16 protein-coding genes and 4 tRNA genes are annotated in these 18,204 nt (G+C 40.4%); 13 read left to right on the top strand and 7 right to left on the bottom strand.

What is annotated here, in order from left to right; genetic code table 11:
- Window positions 1–51: 51 nt before the first annotated feature.
- Window positions 52–1,302, bottom strand: a complete 1,251-nt coding sequence (gene glyA / locus I1A42_RS04285) for a serine hydroxymethyltransferase (protein ID WP_161155070.1) — start codon at window positions 1,300–1,302, stop codon at window positions 52–54.
- Window positions 1,303–1,746: 444 nt separating this feature from the next.
- On the opposite strand from glyA, the gene I1A42_RS04280 reads away from it, so the two are divergent.
- From I1A42_RS04280 to I1A42_RS04260, 5 genes are all read left to right on the top strand, one after another.
- On the top strand, window positions 1,747–2,346 hold the full coding sequence (locus tag I1A42_RS04280) for a YitT family protein (RefSeq protein WP_161155066.1): 600 nt from the start codon (window positions 1,747–1,749) through the stop codon (window positions 2,344–2,346).
- Window positions 2,347–2,618: 272 nt separating this feature from the next.
- A tRNA-Tyr gene (locus I1A42_RS04275) sits at window positions 2,619–2,703 on the top strand.
- A gap of 69 nt (window positions 2,704–2,772) precedes the next feature.
- Window positions 2,773–2,857: transfer RNA gene (locus I1A42_RS04270), tRNA-Tyr, on the top strand.
- 69 nt (window positions 2,858–2,926) lie between these two features.
- Window positions 2,927–3,011: transfer RNA gene (locus I1A42_RS04265), tRNA-Tyr, on the top strand.
- 70 nt (window positions 3,012–3,081) lie between these two features.
- Window positions 3,082–3,166 (top strand) — tRNA-Tyr (locus tag I1A42_RS04260).
- A 135-nt stretch (window positions 3,167–3,301) separates the two neighbouring features.
- Here I1A42_RS04260 and gmhB read toward each other — a convergent pair.
- Window positions 3,302–3,853 carry a D-glycero-beta-D-manno-heptose 1,7-bisphosphate 7-phosphatase gene (gmhB, locus tag I1A42_RS04255; RefSeq protein ID WP_196122757.1) on the bottom strand — a complete coding sequence of 184 codons (552 nt, stop codon included), beginning with the start codon at window positions 3,851–3,853 and terminating at the stop codon, window positions 3,302–3,304.
- 545 nt (window positions 3,854–4,398) lie between these two features.
- On the opposite strand from gmhB, the gene metN reads away from it, so the two are divergent.
- The 8 genes from metN (at window position 4,399) to I1A42_RS04220 (ending at window position 12,748) form a co-directional block, all read left to right on the top strand.
- Complete coding sequence (metN, locus tag I1A42_RS04250) at window positions 4,399–5,433, top strand: methionine ABC transporter ATP-binding protein MetN (RefSeq protein ID WP_161155062.1); 1,035 nt, start codon at window positions 4,399–4,401, stop codon at window positions 5,431–5,433.
- Window positions 5,423–6,097, top strand: coding sequence for a methionine ABC transporter permease (locus tag I1A42_RS04245; RefSeq protein WP_161155057.1), 675 nt, complete (start codon window positions 5,423–5,425; stop codon window positions 6,095–6,097). The genes metN and I1A42_RS04245 overlap by 11 nt, the downstream gene beginning before the upstream one ends.
- 83 nt (window positions 6,098–6,180) lie before the next feature.
- A complete protein-coding gene (locus tag I1A42_RS04240) occupies window positions 6,181–6,987 on the top strand; it encodes a MetQ/NlpA family lipoprotein (RefSeq protein WP_161155055.1) in 807 nt (268 codons plus the stop codon).
- Between the two features lie 192 nt (window positions 6,988–7,179).
- Complete coding sequence (locus I1A42_RS04235; protein WP_196122756.1) at window positions 7,180–8,502, top strand: tyrosine-type recombinase/integrase; 1,323 nt, start codon at window positions 7,180–7,182, stop codon at window positions 8,500–8,502.
- Window positions 8,495–10,240, top strand: a complete 1,746-nt coding sequence (locus I1A42_RS04230; RefSeq protein ID WP_196122755.1) for a hypothetical protein — start codon at window positions 8,495–8,497, stop codon at window positions 10,238–10,240. Before I1A42_RS04235 ends, I1A42_RS04230 begins: the two co-directional genes overlap by 8 nt.
- On the top strand, window positions 10,240–11,046 hold the full coding sequence (locus tag I1A42_RS25165; RefSeq protein WP_329604804.1) for a hypothetical protein: 807 nt from the start codon (window positions 10,240–10,242) through the stop codon (window positions 11,044–11,046). The genes I1A42_RS04230 and I1A42_RS25165 overlap by 1 nt, the downstream gene beginning before the upstream one ends.
- Window positions 11,025–12,293 (top strand): site-specific integrase, encoded by a 1,269-nt coding sequence (locus I1A42_RS25160; protein ID WP_329604803.1) that lies wholly within the window; start codon window positions 11,025–11,027, stop codon window positions 12,291–12,293. The genes I1A42_RS25165 and I1A42_RS25160 overlap by 22 nt, the downstream gene beginning before the upstream one ends.
- Entirely contained in the window at window positions 12,290–12,748 is a 459-nt protein-coding gene (locus I1A42_RS04220; protein ID WP_196122754.1) for a hypothetical protein, read from the top strand. The genes I1A42_RS25160 and I1A42_RS04220 overlap by 4 nt, the downstream gene beginning before the upstream one ends.
- Before the next feature lie 170 nt (window positions 12,749–12,918).
- Here I1A42_RS04220 and I1A42_RS04215 read toward each other — a convergent pair whose 3' ends face one another.
- The 5 genes from I1A42_RS04215 to I1A42_RS04195 all read right to left on the bottom strand — a co-directional run bounded on the left by I1A42_RS04215 (window position 12,919) and on the right by I1A42_RS04195 (window position 17,774).
- Window positions 12,919–13,710: a hypothetical protein gene (locus I1A42_RS04215; protein WP_196122753.1), complete on the bottom strand. Its 792-nt coding sequence runs from the start codon at window positions 13,708–13,710 to the stop codon at window positions 12,919–12,921.
- Window positions 13,711–13,736: 26 nt separating this feature from the next.
- Window positions 13,737–15,173: an SEFIR domain-containing protein gene (locus tag I1A42_RS04210; protein ID WP_196122752.1), complete on the bottom strand. Its 1,437-nt coding sequence runs from the start codon at window positions 15,171–15,173 to the stop codon at window positions 13,737–13,739.
- Between the two features lie 89 nt (window positions 15,174–15,262).
- Window positions 15,263–16,585, bottom strand: a complete 1,323-nt coding sequence (locus I1A42_RS04205) for a hypothetical protein (protein WP_196122751.1) — start codon at window positions 16,583–16,585, stop codon at window positions 15,263–15,265.
- A 116-nt stretch (window positions 16,586–16,701) separates the two neighbouring features.
- Window positions 16,702–17,205, bottom strand: a complete 504-nt coding sequence (locus I1A42_RS04200) for a DUF4145 domain-containing protein (protein WP_196122750.1) — start codon at window positions 17,203–17,205, stop codon at window positions 16,702–16,704.
- A gap of 119 nt (window positions 17,206–17,324) precedes the next feature.
- Complete coding sequence (locus I1A42_RS04195) at window positions 17,325–17,774, bottom strand: hypothetical protein (RefSeq protein ID WP_196122749.1); 450 nt, start codon at window positions 17,772–17,774, stop codon at window positions 17,325–17,327.
- Window positions 17,775–18,204 lie beyond the last annotated feature (430 nt).

The raw sequence follows: 18,204 nt of genomic DNA, 5'->3' as shown, positions 1-18,204 counted from the left end.
AGGGCCCGCATATTAATGCGGGCCCTTTGTTTTATAACTTAAGTATAGAAATTAAGCGTAAACAGGAAGACGTTTACAGATTTCTAAAACTTTCTGTTTTGTTGCATCAATAACAGATTGATCATTGATGCTATCAAGTACATCACACATCCAGTTTGCTAACTCTTTTGCATCTTCAGCATTGAAGCCGCGACGAGTAATTGATGGAGTACCAACGCGAATACCAGACGTTACGAATGGGCTACGTGGATCGTTTGGTACAGAGTTTTTGTTAACTGTAATGTTAGCAGCGCCAAGAGCCGCATCAGCCTCTTTACCAGTGATGTCTTTATCGATCAGATCAACAAGGAACAGGTGGTTTTCAGTACTGTTAGATACGATTTTGTAGCCACGCTCTTGGAATTGAGCAACCATCGCTTTAGCGTTTTCTACAACACGTTCTTGATAGGCTTTAAATTCTGGCTCCATTGCTTCTTTGAAAGCAACCGCTTTTGCAGCGATAACGTGCATCAAAGGACCACCTTGACCACCAGGGAACACTGCAGAATTTAGTTTCTTGTACAGATCTTCACCTGCGTTAGAAAGGATAAGACCACCACGAGGACCTGCCAATGTTTTGTGAGTTGTCGTTGTTACAACGTCAGCAAATGGAATTGGGCTTGGGTATACACCAGCAGCAATTAGGCCGGCAACGTGTGCCATATCAACAAACAGGTAAGCATCTACTTTGTCTGCGATTTCACGCATGCGTTTCCAATCTACAACTTGAGAATAAGCAGAGAAACCACCAATAATCATCTTAGGTTTGTGTTGTAGTGCTAGCGCTTCCATTTCATCGTAGTCGATTTGACCATCAGAATCGATGCCGTAAGGAATCACATTGTAGTGTTTGCCAGAAAAGTTAACTGGTGAACCGTGAGTTAAGTGACCACCGTGTGCTAGGCTCATGCCTAGAACGGTGTCGCCAGGGTTCAACAACGCCATATACACTGCGCTGTTTGCTTGAGAACCTGAGTGTGGCTGTACGTTTGCGTATTCACAACCGAACAGTTTACAAGCACGGTCAATAGCCAATGCTTCTGCTTTATCAACATACTCACAACCGCCGTAGTAACGCTTGCCAGGGTAACCCTCTGCGTACTTGTTAGTTAGCTGAGAGCCTTGTGCTTCCATTACACGTGGACTTGTGTAGTTTTCAGAAGCAATAAGTTCAATGTGTTCTTCCTGACGAAGAGTTTCTTCCTGGATGGCAGCGTATAGCTCCGGATCGTAATCAGCGATGTTCATATCACGCTTAAGCATCTGTATCTCCTGACTCAGATTAACTGAAATTTTAGGGAAAAAACCGCACAACGACTAAACGCAAACGTTTTCGTCACCGTAATGGCGCGCATTTTACATAAATTGATCTTCATCATAAAGCACAATTTACACAATTTATTATGCAGTTTTTTCATAATGAGTGACAAATCGTTTCATAAACCTTGTAAATAGGCAGAAAGGCTTACTATCAACATTAATCAGCAAGGGCTCACTCAATACCGTGCACCTTCTTCTTTGTGTCTCTTCTGACTGTCAACTTACCACTTTACGCCCTGTAAATTGGCCGTTACATAGATGTACCTTAATTTCCCCTCACTATCTACCGGAAAAAGTATCTTTTTATTAGTATCGCCTCTTATCTCATCAAATCTCAGATTTTTACTGTGTGATCACACAGAGCCACTGCAGGACTACAACACATTTATGGAAAAACACACACTTAAAGAAGACGCTATAGCAATGCTTACAGGCTCGATAATCACAGCGCAAGGCGTTTTCTTTCTTCAAGCCGCCCATTTACTCACAGGCGGCACCGCTGGCTTATCTTTGCTGTTGGCAAAACTTATCCCTATCAGTTTCGGCACATTGTATTTTGTCACAAATGTGCCTTTTTACTTTTTAGCGTGGAAACGTTTTGGTAAAGCATTCGCCATCAATAGCGTGGTATCCGGCGCATTAGTGTCAATTTTTACAGACCAACTTCACCATATTATTCATCTTGATCAAATCAATGATGTTTATTGTGCATTTGCTGGTGGGTTACTAATGGGGATTGGCATGTTGATTTTATTTCGCCATCGTTCAAGTCTAGGTGGATTTAATGTGATGTGTTTGGCGATTCAGGACAAATGGGGCATTTCAGTGGGTAAAACACAGGTGTTTATTGACTGTTCAATATTACTCATTTCATACTTCTATGTTCCTGTCTGGTTACTTGTACTCTCTGTATTTGGCGCAATTGTTGTCAATAGCGTTCTCGCAATGAACCATAAACCCACCCGCTACACCGTTAATTACCGCTAAGAGCAAATACATCTCGCTGAAACAGCATCTTGAGGTTACTTGCGTATAACCCAATAACCTCATTAGAGCCAGTTGACTTCAATCTTCGACAAAACAAACTCTTGGAGATAAAAAACCATAAAAATGGCGAATAACTGGCATCTTTGCCCAAAAAGCCAGCATTCAATTCAAAATCATAAAAAAAGGGTTTACAGCTTCAAAGAGTTTGCTATGATGCGCTCCGCACTTGAGGGATGAGTTGGGAAAACATCACTTAAGTATAAAAATACCCTGGAGGGGTTCCCGAGTGGCCAAAGGGAGCAGACTGTAAATCTGCCGGCTCCGCCTTCGATGGTTCGAATCCGTCCCCCTCCACCATATTCTTCTCTTATGAGAAACACTTGATTGAACGTGTTGGGAAAACCTCAATTAAGTATAAAAAGCCCTGGAGGGGTTCCCGAGTGGCCAAAGGGAGCAGACTGTAAATCTGCCGGCTCCGCCTTCGATGGTTCGAATCCGTCCCCCTCCACCATATTCTTCTCTTATGAGAAACACTTGATTGAACGTGTTGGGAAAACCTCAATTAAGTATAAAAAGCCCTGGAGGGGTTCCCGAGTGGCCAAAGGGAGCAGACTGTAAATCTGCCGGCTCCGCCTTCGATGGTTCGAATCCGTCCCCCTCCACCATATTCTTCTCTTATGAGAAACACTTGATTGAATGTGTTGGGAAAACCTCAATTAAGTATAAAAATCCCCTGGAGGGGTTCCCGAGTGGCCAAAGGGAGCAGACTGTAAATCTGCCGGCTCCGCCTTCGATGGTTCGAATCCGTCCCCCTCCACCATATTAGAAAGCCAGCTCATTGAGCTGGCTTTTTGCATTTTCGCACTTAACTTATAACAGTGATTTATTTGCCCATACATAGCCAACAAAAAAGGCTGCATTCGCAACCTTTTTATAATGATGACGTACGTCATGGCTATTTTTTCAAATACGCAGGCACATCCGCAATACTATCCAATACTATCGATGCCAGCGCTTCACCTTTCTCAGTCACAGGCTTTCCGGTACGAACTAAAATTTTAGTTCCGACTCCTGCCGCTTCTGCTGCCATCAAATCTTCAGCTTTATCACCAACCATAACCGAGTTTTCCATGTCTATTTTTAGGAAATTACGCGCATCAATAAACATGCCTGGTTTTGGTTTCCGACAATCACAATCTTGCTTATACTCTCCAATCCCATGTTCAAGATGATGTGGACAATAATAGATACCATCAAACTCGACACCATGATCTTCGAAGTTCCAATCCATCCACTGCGTCAGTGAAAGAAAGCGATCTTCACTATACAATCCACGTGCAATACCTGCCTGATTAGTCACTAACACAAGAAGGTAGCCCATATCTTGCAAAGCTTTTGTAGCTTCAAAAACTCCATCGATAAACTCAAAATCGTGTTCATCATGTACGTAACCATGATCGACGTTAATCACGCCATCACGGTCCAAAAATACCGCAGGTTTAGCCAAAATTACTCTCACTTACGAGCTGTGTTAAACTACCGATTAATCTCAAGCGCCAGCGCTGAGATAACGAATAGAGATGAATGCATGTGAATAGAGGTATTCTATACTCAAGTAGCATCAAGATACAGATTTCAGAATAGCATCAAAAAATCCAATGTTAGATAATTCATAGTCATTCTTAAACGATAAAACTATTCCTACACGAGGATGATATTGGAATCTTGAGGTAGACAATCACACGAAAACACAATGCTCATTCCTTCCGTGATAGGGCTTGATCTATATCCGTTGATTGAGCTTTGAATCCTGCATATCAAGGTTATTTGGGGTTATAAAGATAACTTATTGCTTTCATCAATATCTCATTCCATTCAGTTCTGACATTTTCACTATTTAGACGTCTAGACGTAAAAATATCTATTGACTTGAAAGGTCAGAAACCATAGCATCATCATCCATAATAGAAGTCACAAATACATTACTCTGTGGGTCGAAAAGACTACAGAAAAAATGGGGTAACTTAAGTATTTCCCTGCACAGGTTTTCGAATGATTCAAATAACTAATGTCAACAAGGTATTCTACCAGGGTGAAAAGGAAATTCATGCTCTTAAGAATATTGACCTTCAAATACCACAAGGCACTATCTTTGGTGTAATCGGCTCTTCAGGTGCAGGGAAAAGTACACTGATCCGTTGTGTGAATATGCTAGAGCGTCCAACCTCTGGTTCTGTTGTCGTAGATGGTACAGATTTAACTCAGCTATCATCAAAAGAGCTTTCACACGCTCGTCGCAATATCGGCATGATATTCCAACACTTCAACCTACTCGCTTCTCGTACCGTATTTGCTAATATTGCATTACCTCTTGAGCTTGCAGGAAAAGATGACAACCACATCCAAGAGAAAGTCTCTCAGTTGCTTGATCTTGTCGGTTTGGCGGATAAAAAAGATACCTACCCTGCGAATTTAAGTGGTGGTCAAAAACAGCGTGTGGCGATTGCACGTGCACTGGCCTCAGATCCTAAAGTTTTACTTTGTGATGAAGCAACCAGTGCGCTAGACCCTGCAACCACTCAATCAATTTTAGAACTATTAAAAGAAATTAACCGCCGCCTTAATATTACGATGCTCTTGATCACACACGAAATGGATGTGGTTAAAAGCATCTGTCACGAAGTGGCAATCATCGGTGGTGGTGAATTGGTAGAAAAAGGCACTGTAGGCGATATCTTTGCATATCCGAAAACAGAACTTGCACACGAATTCATTCGCTCGACACTGGATCTTTCTATTCCAGAAGATTATGAAAACCGCTTGAAAGAACAACAAGTTGAAGGAACACACCCATTGGTTCGACTTGAGTTCACCGGCGCAAGTGTTGACGCGCCAGTCGTCTCACAAGTATCTCGCGAATTTAATATTGATGTCAGCATTCTAAACTCAGATTTAGATTACGCAGGCGGGGTTAAATTCGGCATGATGGTAGCAGAAATTCTTGGCCAGCCGGCTGACACCCAAGCTGCTATTCAATACATTCGCGACAACAAAGTAAAAGTTGAGGTACTTGGTTATGTTTCATGAACTAGCATCATGGGTATCACTCAACAGTGACCTGATTTTAAAAGCAACATGGCAAACAATTTATATGGTAGCGGTATCAGGGATTGTTGGCTTTGCTGTTGGCATTCCACTTGGTGTCGTTTTACACACGACTAAAAAGGGTGGTCTACTTTCTAACCCTGCACTAAACAACGTGTTAGGCGCAATTGTAAACATTGGTCGCTCAGTGCCATTCTTGGTTTTAATGGTAGCGATTATTCCTGTCACTAAAATGGTTGTCGGTACCTTTATCGGCACCACCGCAGCGATTGTCCCTCTGACCATCGGTGCAATTCCATTTGTTGCTCGCTTAATTGAAGGGGCAATGATGGAAGTACCCGCAGGTCTGATTGAAGCGGCACAATCAATGGGAGCAAGCCCACTTCAAATTATTCGTAAGGTACTGATCCCTGAAGCACTACCGACAATTGTTAACACCGTAACTGTAACGCTAGTCACATTAGTGAGCTATTCAGCAATGGCGGGAACAGTGGGCGGCGGTGGCCTTGGTGACGTTGCAATTCGCTACGGTTTCTACCGTTACGATGTCGTTATTATGGCGGTGACTGTGGTGCTATTGATTATCTTAGTGCAAATCATTCAGTCAATCGGTGATGCCTTAGTACACCGAGTAGATCATCGATAATATTAAAAAGCCTGAGCATGACTCATGCTCAGGTATAAAATAAGTATAAAGTTAAAAATAAAAATCTTAACAGGAGAACAGGAATGAAATTTAGCGTTAAAGCTTTATTAGCAGTCGCAGCAGTAGCATCTACACTTGTGCTATCCGGTTGTGGCGACAAAACAGCAGACCAAAACAAAATTAAAGTTGGGGTTATCGCGGGTGCTGAAGCACAAGTTGCTGAAGTAGCGAAGAAAATCGCCAAAGAAAAATACAACTTAGATGTTGAACTGGTTACTTTTACCGACTACGTAACACCTAATGCGGCTCTAGCCGATGGTTCAATTGATGCGAATGCATTCCAACACAAACCATACCTAGATCAACAAATGGAAAGCCGTGGTTATAAACTAGCGATTGCAGGTAACACATTTGTTTATCCAATTGCTGGTTACTCAAACAAAATCAAATCTGTTTCTGAAATCAAAGACGGTGACCGTATTGCAGTACCTAACGATCCAACCAACCTAGGTCGTTCTTTAATGCTGCTAGAAAAACAAGGTCTGATCAAGCTACGCGATGGCGCAGATCTTAACGCGACTACTCGTGATATCGTATCAAACCCTAAAAACCTTGAAATTGTTGAGCTAGACGCGTCACAACTTCCTCGTTCATTAGACGATGTAACTGTAGCAATCATCAACAACACGTTTGCAAGTTCTATCAACCTAACACCGAACAAAGATGGTATTTTCGTTGAAGACAAAGATTCACCATATGTGAACCTAATCGTTGCTCGTCAAGACAACGTGAACAATAAAAACGTAAAAACATTTGTGAAAGCTTACCAAACTGACGAAGTTTACCAAGCTGCGCAAAAAGCATTTGGCGGTATCGTTAAAGGTTGGTAATCCTATTTCCCTGACAGGAATTAAGGTGCCACAAGCGACTTGTTGTTTCCCAAATCGCTTCTGCCAAATAGTAAAAAAGGTTACTATGACAGGTCGATGTAGGAAAAGCATCTTACACACATAAATAAATCTGGAAAATAATTCATTGCTGGCTATGCTGTATGTATAGCCAGTGTTTTCCGTGAGGATTTTATGGCGTTTTTAATCAGATCTAGTGATGTTTTTAAAGAAACAAATCTCTCTATAAGTAATGGGCAATGTTCTGTTACACCTACCACTGATAACATTGGTTCACTGCCAACGCTTTATTCCGAACATGGTGAATTTAATCACCAAGCCAATAGCTACTTCTTCTATCAAAAGGCAATCAAGAAAGCGATAGACTTACAACCCTGCGCTCAAGCTTTAAAGGACTACTATCAGTTTCTTGAGGATGAAAACCTTCAATGGGATATGTTCCCACCAGTTAAGCGTTTAAAGCCAACTTACTTATTTCGATCCCATTTATTGAAGTTAATAAAAAAGGGAAAGCTTGCTCATTCCACAGCAAGTGTACGTATGAACCAAGTAGTTAATTACTATAAGTGGTTGATGCATGATGGTTATCTAAAGATTAAAAATGAGAAAGAAGCGCCCTTTAGAATGGAGTTCATATCAATTAAGCGAACCGATATGCTGGCTCATATTGCTCCAAACTCCATCATTGAAACTAGTGATTTAAGAATCAAAGTACCACGAGACAGTGACAGCAAAAACATTCGCCCCTTAACGCCATTAAGTCAGGATGCGTTATCGACACTGACCACCTATCTACCTGTAGCATCCGAAGAACTAGGGCTTCAAATTTTAATCTCCATTGATACTGGACTCCGAATTCAAGAGGTTGCCACACTAACACTTGATGCTCTCAATATTGCAAAACCACTTACTGAATCTGTGCATCGTTATGAGATAGCGGTTTCACCTCAACGAAATGGTGTTCAAACGAAATACAGCAAAGAGAGGACGATTGAAATATCGAAGACTTTGCTCGACAAACTAGACGTTTATCGTACTTCTGAGCGACGTTTGAAACGAGTTATCAAGCTAAATACCAAGCTCGATAACCTAGAAGAATCAGCAAAGGGATTAAGCTACGAAACCGTTGAAGCACTAGAGTTTTGCTTAAATCATGAACCCTTGTTTGTGAGTGAGCAAGGCAACCCTGTATCACCTAAGTCCATTGAAGCTAGGTGGAGGGAGCTAAGAGCGACAATCAAACAAACGACCCCAGCTTTTGAACATCGTTTTCATGATTTTCGTTCAACGTATGCCACATATCGCCTCAATGACCTTCTTGAGGCTGGCTTACCTGTCGTGGAATGCATGGAGCTACTTATGGGGTGGATGGGACATAAAAACGAATCAACCACTTTGAAATATTTGCGCTACCTCAAACGTAAAGAAGTCTTCAAGGTTAAATTTGGCATATTAGACAGTATCATGCATGAAGTTTGGGAGGGTGAGAATGAGTAACGTCACGCACCGTCCTAAGTGGAATCCCGACTTGTGTATTCAGTTGACGATAGACGGTAAAAAACTAGTTGATTTTAATCGTTTATTGATAAAAAACCTTCCATCTACTGAAGATTTAAAGAAAAGTAAAAAGTTTAAAGATGCCGATAGGAAAGACTTTATTCATCAAATAAAAGCTCGATATGACGAAATTATCGAGGAAGGTGGTAGCCATGAAAAGCTATACGGCTATTTCGTAAAGTTATCTCAATACATTCGGTGGTGTGACAAGAGGGATGTTGAAACCTTTACTCAATCATCAATCGAAGGCTATATGAATTTTGAAGATGAGCGTGTCATGCTAGGGCAAATCAAAAACTCAACCTATAGAACAAGCCACGCATTATTGCAGGTCATCTTTACTCAATATCTAGATTTACCCCACTCGTATTTTGATAATATTGCTACGCGATATAATGATGATGCCGAACCTTTTGAAGCCTACACTCGAAGTGACTTAAAGCAAATACTCCCTTTTTTGAGAGCATTATTTAAGCAAACGCATCAACAGTTTATAGATAATCCTGAGAAACATATTCAGGCGTATCGGAACATACCAACCATGACCTTTCACTGGAAAGGATGTGAATACAAATTATGTGCAGCTATCTCCAAGATGATGTCCGCTGCTACATATCTAATGGGGTATTACACCTACGCAAACACAAGTGATTTGTTCAAGTTAAAGCAACCAGAGAACGCTTCAACCACCATTGGTGAGGTATGGTATACGATGCCAGCATTTAAACGAAGAGCGTTTAAAACCATTCGCGTTGAAATGGGTGAACACGAACTAGAAATCCCAAAATATTCGATGGACTTTTTTGATAATTTACTTGAGGCTTCACGATTAATTTCTACTGGGGAAGATGCCCTACTACTGCAAACTATTGCCATGAAAAAAGTACAGCCTCTCAAAAGGAATACCTTAAATACTTTCCTTACACGTTGGGTGGAAAGGTACTTCACTTTCAACGATCAAACGGGGCGACGATTACGTCCTATGATAAGTCGTTTTCGTGAAACAGGCGCACGATTAACCACTTATCATCAGGGGGAAATCGTAAATAACATCATGCTTGGGAATACATCCAATACTCGAAAAAAGAGTTACAGTGAAGGCAATAAACACAGTAACAATGGGATGCTGCAAGACACTTTCTCCATTCTTGAAGAACAAATAAAACAAGGCGTATCCCCCAAGGAAGCACAAGAAAACCTTGGTATTGATGTGCTTGTGATTGAAAAAGAGAATGCGATTGAAATACCAAATCTCAGCCGCACATCTAATGGTGGCAGTTGTAGTGACCCTTTTGGTAGTAAGTCAGAAAAGCACACCAAAAAGGCGCTGAAGCATGGGTTAGCTAAGGATGGAGAGCGATTGGCTTGTGCAGATTTATTGGCGTGTTTTGGTTGTCCTTATCAAGTTATCGTTCAATCCGTTGCGGATATTTGGTGCTTGCTGTCATTTAGGGCGTGCATTGAAGAGTCGCTGTACCTACATTTGGATGCTCACCATTACCGCAAGAATTTTGAACAAGTCATAGTGTTTATAGATTCTAAAATTCTTCCCGAGATCAATTCTAAAATCTTAAAACAAGCTGAAGAAAAACTAAATGATGAAGGGCTTCACCCAGAGTGGAATGAGCCTGAATCCATTCTTTTCTTAATCCCTAATCGTCAACAGGAGAGCGTGTAATGCTAGATCAGCACTTATATTTAGATAGGTTCCCAGAGCAGCATAAAGTAGAAGAAGCCGATGTGGTCACGCTCTATCATGAAGAACGTTTTGATGAGCTTGATAAGGTTGTTGTCTGCAAGGATGAATCAGGCAAGGTAACAGCCTACTTCGGTGATAGCGCTTGGTATTGCTTTGCGTTTTCACGAAACAAAAGTGAGCATAAGAACACTCTTAATTTCAATCAATTCAATAACAATAAAGACTTACAGCGAGAGTTGAAACTTTTTACCTACGGTTGGTTATTCAATAAAGGTCCAAAACAGCGTAAGGCTTTGAAGTTTAGTAGTATACTTTCAAGGCTCAAATATACGAGCATGCTTTACAGTCATTTGGTAGAGCAAGGCTTTGATTCTATAAGTGCTCTTTCGAAATCATCAAATTGGACTAACTTTGAAGGGTATTTGGTTGAAAAACCATACTCTCAATCTTCAATAAGGTCATGTGTTGTCTCTATCAATTCAATCATTAGAGATACAGCGTGGCATAAAGTTAAGCATGAGTTTCTTGGACCTTTAAAGCCCGACGTTGTTGCTAGAAGATTAATTCAGTTAGAGGCACAACAAACACTGACCATTCCAGAGCGTTTGTGCGATGCTATTTATGGCAAAGCGATTGAACTGATTGAGGAAGCACACCCTAATAGGAAGCTAATTGCTCAAGTCGAGAGTGAACTTCAAGAGAACACCGTGAAGGTTATCGACGCCTCAATGAAAAGGTGGCGAGTGGTGAAAGCTTCCCCTTTATGTCGGCTAATGGCGAAATAAATAAAAATATACGTGCTGCTTATATACGTGAAAACAAACCTCGAAACCCAAGTGATATTATTTCGCCTCTTGCACAAAAACTGCCGAACATACCACTTGCCAATAGCTCGGAATTTAAGCGATATCGAGAGCAGTTAATCAATGCAAGCTACATCGTGTGTGGCGGTTTTAGTGGTATGCGTGATTCAGAGTTAGATAAGCTCACGCCAAATAGCTATTACAAGGATACTTTTGAAGGTCGTGAGTATCATATGCTCCAATCACACACCTTTAAGTTGGGTGAAAAACGAGAAACATGGGTAACAGCCAGTTCATCTAAGATCGCAATTGAACTCATGACAACGCTAACTGAAAGGTGGCGACAAGAAGTTACCTATCCAGATAAAAAGTACACAAACACTCTTTGGGTTAACCAGTCAGTTCGCTCTAAACCACCCACATTAATCTCATTCTGGCATGCACGTCTTCAGATATTCTGCAAGAAATTCAATTTTATTGTGACAGAGGAAGACTACCAAGAATGCCTAGATTCTAACCCTCAATCACATGGGAGGGTTAAAAAGTATGTCCTAGTCGGTAAGCCTTGGCACATGACTACACACCAATTTAGGCGCTCTTTGGCATTCTATTGTATTAAGAACCGTTTTGGCACAATGGTCGCTCTCAAACAGCAGTTCAAGCACCTATATCTTGCTATGACCGAGTGGTACACCAACGGTGGCAAGCTAGCCAGTTATCGAAGCCTTGTTGTGGATGAAAAAATCCAGTCCATGCTTGAGGACATTAACGCTGAAACCACGGCAAATAAAATCTTCAAACAGTGGCACTCTAATGAAAAATTATCAGGCTCACATGGCAAAGCGATCATGCAAATGCGAGGAGATGTCCCAACCATCTACAGTTCGTGGGATGTCATCTACAAAGCCGTCAAGGATGGTAAGCTCACCCTGCATGGCTCGACTCATAGCTATTGTAAAAATGGATACAATTGCGATATGGATGGTGTGGTCATGCCTCAATTCTGTGTCGATTGCGGCTCAGGCAGCAGCATCATTGATGAGGAACAAGCTCGGTGGTGGCAGAAAAAGCACAACAGTTTGGTTGCTTACATGGAATCCGACGAAGATATTTCGGTGAGTGAGCGTAGCCACTACATCACCCAAGTAAGAGCCGCAGAGATAGTGATGGCTGATTTTGAACTGCCATTTACCCCTTTCGAACCTGACTTAAAGGTAGCGAACTCATGAGTAAGAGCGAAAACACATTACTAGCGCTTGAAGGGGCTCTAGAACGCATTAAACAGGGTAAGCCTAAGCGTATCCCTGCCCATCGCAAGCTCAGTGTACGCGCTGTTGAGGAGGAAGCGAACCTGGGCAACGGCAGTGGCTATTACTACCCCGAGTTTGTTGATAAGGTTAAACAGACTAAAGTTGAAATCGCGGCAGGCAACGGTGAAATAATCCGGCCAGAGATCCAGACCGTGCGCACTAAGCTCAAAGAGCAAAAGCGTATCAAGGATAACTACAAGGCTAAGTATGAGACGGAGCGAGAGAAGTTAGCCTTATTTGCGGCTGCGCAGCATCACTTGAATGATAAGCTAGTTCAGGCGTTAACTCGTGTGGATGAGTTGGAGCATGAAAATGCAGAGCTTCGGGAGGAGCTTTCTAGGCAGAAAAGAAGTCAGGTCGTGCCAATCAAGTAATCCACCAGTAGCCCACTATTATATTGATGTAGGCTACCAAACACTCCACACGACTGCCATTTCTTCCCTAGCTCACTTTTGGACAGAAATGAGCTAGAACTATTGTTCTAAATCGTTTCTGTCAGATTAGGAAAAGTATGTTGAGGTCTTAGACGTTTATATGGCTAATTTTATAGGCGCTCTGTTATTGCTACCAAGTCATCAATATCAGATTTTTTAGGTATATCTAACGAATCACCATGAACTAAACGATTTCGCTTATCTGCCATTTGACCCAGAAAATCAGCATCATTGGTACTTACCAAACCCAGTGTATTAAGCTCTTTTATTAAAAATTTACCAACTATTGGGCGTCTATTTGTAGTTGTTGCTATTTGCTGTAGCTTTTTACGACCAACTTTCTCGAAATCTATCCACGCAGTAATAAAACAAGTGAAACCAGAAACAAACATATACTCCTCATTGTTTATATGTGGCAAATGGCCAACAACAGAGAGAATAATGTCACTGCGTAAATCAAAAAGGTCAAATTCAAGATCTTTAGCAACCAAAACACCTGTTTTTTCCAACCCAAATTTTGACTTTAAAGAAAGCATTTTTTGTTGCAACTGAGGAGGAGCACCTTTGTACTTGTCATTTAATACAAAGTAAAAATTTTTAACAGGACATAACTCATTCCATTGTTTGAGTAACCCCTCAAGGTCAGTTTCAAGTTTATTTACTGCATCGTTGATGCTTTTTTCAATATTTGAAGGGGCATAAACTTGGAAATAAGTATTTTCACTTTGTATCCAACCATCATTTTTACGGTCACCAATGTTCCCATGTGGCTTTACAGGTTGAAAATCACGGCTTTTATAGCCCATTATTTTTGAGAAAAGATCCTCAAATCTTTGACCATCTGCTTCATGAATTTGCAGATGAAACATATTTCTAGCAATAGCTAAAGAAACATCATTCATAATCAACTTACTCTATTCGCCTAATGTTATGCTCGTGTTGATAAGTGCTCATAACCAAGTAAAGCTTTGGGACTAAACGAATGATGTAGCCAACGTGGTAGATTTTGAGGATGTTTTGCATAGTCTTCCAACAAATCACTTAATTTACTAATATCGCTTATGCCTAAAGCCTCTTTAACTTTCTCAAAATATGCTGAAGATGAAGACCTAGCAAATATTTCAAATGAATTATTAAAATGTCCCAAATATAAAAGCGTATCTGGAAACCAGTCAGTGTAATAGTTGTCCTTATGCAAATCAGCCCGAATGAACAACAAAAAATCAGCCTGCATCAAATGCTTAAAATCTAATCCGGAACCTTTTACACGTTCCTTAAGTAAATCTGCATGAACCGACAAACGGTTTAGTTTTAATCGTTTGTTTCTATGTTCTAAAGATTTTATATACTCTCTAAATACGTAATACCCGCACATTGCTGATTGCCCATATTGGACTTTACCCTCTATATAGTACTGCTGAGATAATAACTTACCAGTTAGTCCGAATAATTCATTTTTAAGAAGTATGGCAACTGTGTATAAGAACAACTCATGGATAATAAACTTAAAATTATCAAAATCAGTGTCTTTCCATGAGGTAACGTCGCTAGGCTTATCCATGTATGGAAGCAAAGATTCAAAAAATCGATGGATTTTGTGAATATTTTCCTCAGTTGCAGAATATTGAGAAATTGAAAGAATTATTGATATATATTCATTACGAAAAGGCAAAAAATTATCGATATTTTTTACAACAGAATCATCAAATTCACTTTGAACTTCAGTTATTCTAAACCGCTCAAGATTTGAAGAAAATGTTTGCAAATACTCGTCGAGTGCTCCTGACGCAAAAGATTTCCCCTCTTTAATAGCTGATAAAGCTCGTTTTTGAGTAGTTGATGTACCTAAAGAAACTGCGTCTGTCTCTTCTAGAAAAACTGGGGGGGTCCCTATTTCAGGTCGAGTGTATAGAGGCTTGTCATAGATCCAGCGAAGAAGTCTTTCAAAGTTCTCGGAATACTTATCAGGTTCACTAAGATCAATATAAATCCTCGATTTATAATAAGCAGGAAGGAAAGCATGCCCATTTTCATCACGGCTCGGAATAATCGCGACAAACTTATCTTGTTCTTGATCCTCATAAACCTCACGAGAAATAATTTGAGTCTCTGTACCCACACCACCAGAACGCCCATCAGCACGAGAAGCGTAAGACTCATCACAAATCATCACTACCTTTTTAACAGATGGATCTGTGACCATCTTTTCCATAAATGCAAATGCATCATGACCTTCTTTTAAATCCCATTTATCTAAAATCACATGTACACCTGAATCAGTGAGCTCCGTTGCTATATCGATAACCCACTGCTCGTGTTCTGGAGTTGACCAGCAATACGAAATGAATAATTTTGGATGTTCCACTAATCTTACCTCCTGCGATTAGAGCATAACGCCGCGCTCTGTGAAAATTTGGGAGCGCCAGCGAGTAAATTTTCCGTAGCAGCGCTTTGTTAAATACTTGATATCAGGAGTTTGAGATCAAACCCATTCAACTGATGATTTAGCCAATGCTCTACAACCAAGGCGATTGTTTTATCCTCAACTTTCTCAGAATATGAATTGCAACTGGAAATAGCACTTTTCATCTCATCGGATAAAGGTCGACTTAAACTAGAGATACTCAAAGCTTCTGCCATCGCTTCTAACTTTTCACATGCCTGATAGGTTCTGGAAGAGTCATTCACGTTCACTTTAAGCTTCAGTACTTTTGCAACGTCTTCAGAACCTTCAACATAATAAGCGATATTATCAGGGATAATACCATCGCCAAATTCTTTCATAGGGGATGATGCAAACCATTCTTCTTCGAAAGATCTATTGTAGAATCCAGTACTCAACCCTTCGTTTACGAGAAATTCTTTGGCTTTGAAAGGGCTCCAACCTTGCTCTTTTGGTACTTCTTTTGGATTTTTCTCAGAATATCTCACTTTAAATATATATTTAAAGGTATCAATCAGATCCGAGTGTGATTCTATGTTTGCTTGGGCGACTTGAAATGACCACCGCTCAACTAGACTGAGCCGAACATTAAACAATATAAATGCATAGATTTTAGCCATAGCTCTATGGAACCGACTCTTTATTGAAAACCTTAGACGAAGAAAGGCTTGCTCATATGTTGAATAAACCAACATAAAGAAAACGAATGGTAAGTAACAGAATGTCAGCAATGGTGGAACAAAGAAGTCGTATGCTGTTTTTTCTTTCCCAAACTCACTAAAATCGGTCATTAACATGTATAAAGTGTAAACGATTAAGACTACCCCGAAAGAGGATAGGCAATATCCTAGAATAAGCTTTACCTGATGATGTTTTTTGTCGGTTTCAGCAATCGCTATCATAGCTCCCAATAATGCTAAAACAGGAACTAGCAGAACCTCGACTGAAAGAGAGAAAGTGTATACACCAACGACAAATTGAAGAATCGCTAGTAGTTTCAAGTTATCTAAAACTGAGTACTTGAAAAAACGTTTATTTTGTTTGATTTGTTCAAGCTTATATAGCGACATGAAACCAACAGATACGCACCAAAAAACAGTATTTTTTAGCTGTTCTAAATTCCATAGTTCCAACTCAGAAAGCCAGTAAATAACAATTGCCATGTAAGTAACCATCAAACACAGAACCGTCATTATTTGTCTAACAAATAAAGCTGCTAGGACGCCTTTGAAGGCATTTCTGACTTCTGCCATTTTCGATGAAGAAATAATGTAAATCGAAATGACCAGAAGCCATAACGCAATTGCAATTTCTCGATTATTTAGAATATCCACGAGCTTCCTTGGGTATTTAACGAATGAGCACAGTTGCAAAAATATATGGCGCTATATTCTGGGTACCAAAATTCGTGACATGTATTTTTGTCAATTGCTGCGACTTGTATGGAGTTTTACTGGCTGACAAAGTCGTTAATGAATCTGTCATCATCCAAAAGAAACAATAGGTCTTGAGCCGCATTCTGAAATACTTCCTGAACTATGCCCTCAATACCATACCACTGCTCTGATTTTTCTCGGTCCAAGTAGATAGTGCTATCAGAAAAATCGATACCACCGGCAGCAGCTAATTCGGCTAACTCAAAGGCTTCATCAAAAGTTATAGGTATATCAAGTTTGTGAGCCAAACGATTTCGAATGTTATTCACGCCACGCAAAAACTCTGCTGTGTGCTGATCAATAATTCCTCTAGCTTCAGAAGCATCAACTTTCCTTCGAAAGCTCCACTCAAAATAACGCCCGTTATCACAGTCTTTGGGGTTAGACTCGAGCATCAGAACAAGTATTGATTCAAGAACTAGGTGACCAGACATAAATGCACCTAATACTTCATTTTCAAATAATGAAGTAACATGCTCAATTTTTGGGCGGACTCGTCCTTCCCAAGTATCAGTCATTCTTTTACTCCTAACGCCGCAAACAGTGGCGCTAACACCAATGCCGCAACAAAAAAACCTTTAAACCACAAACACCCAAGCGTTAAGCGTCCATTGATTTGCTTTGTCAGGCTAATGCCTTAAATGTCATGACAGATTTGAACAAAAAGTTCATTTAAGCTAAATCTATTCGCGTCCTCAAGCCTTTGAACAGACTCTAATTCTGCTAAGCCCTGTTCGATGCCATCCGTCATATCAGAAAACGCATTTTGAGCTGAAGACCACAGGCCTATCCATTCTTCTAATGTAGGACGATAGCTAAGTTCATGTGCGTATTTGTTTCTAATGCTGTTTATTTGGCTAAGTACGTCATATGCAATTTGACTAACTATATCGTTATTGAGAGCTGCTTTGAGAATACTAAAAAAGCTAGCCTTTCTTAGCTGATGTGCAAGTTCAGGGTTCCGTTCACTCAAGCGCTTTCTAAGCATGAACTCAACAACCATGTGCCCCTGTAGGAACCATCCAAGATCTGGGCGTTCATTGAGGGTCTCATAATATATATCCATTTCTTCAACAATATCAGCCATAAGCCCTCTGAACTTCAAGATGTGATTATTAGCCTAACAGTGTCTTTTCAGCAGACATTGTCTTTATAATATTTTTAGGAAATTCGACACCATAGCAACAATATACTGTTCTATAGGTCTTATCTTTCCTCTCATAAATTACAGAATATGTCTGTATAGTTGCACTTAAACAACTGGGTTCATAATCTGCTATTAGGGAAAGTAGGTCAAGAACTGACATGAGAACGTGGTCAAGAAGCTCGTGTTAAACGATTTTGGGGCATAAATGAGTTTGGTGGCGCTATCCATCAGCCCACCATACCTTGAGCCTCGCCTTTTGGGAAGTGACAAATTATCTGGAAATTGGTATTCTAAAAATTCGAGTTTTAGGGAAAATAGTCAAAAACTACTGTTTTTCTTGAAATGGCTGAGAAGCCTTATCACACATACC

Origin of the sequence: Vibrio nitrifigilis, assembly GCF_015686695.1 — a bacterium.
GTDB classification, from domain to species: domain Bacteria; phylum Pseudomonadota; class Gammaproteobacteria; order Enterobacterales; family Vibrionaceae; genus Vibrio; species Vibrio nitrifigilis.
The sequence above is the reverse complement of the archived record's forward strand: the minus strand, read 5'-3'. Positions and strand labels throughout refer to the sequence as shown.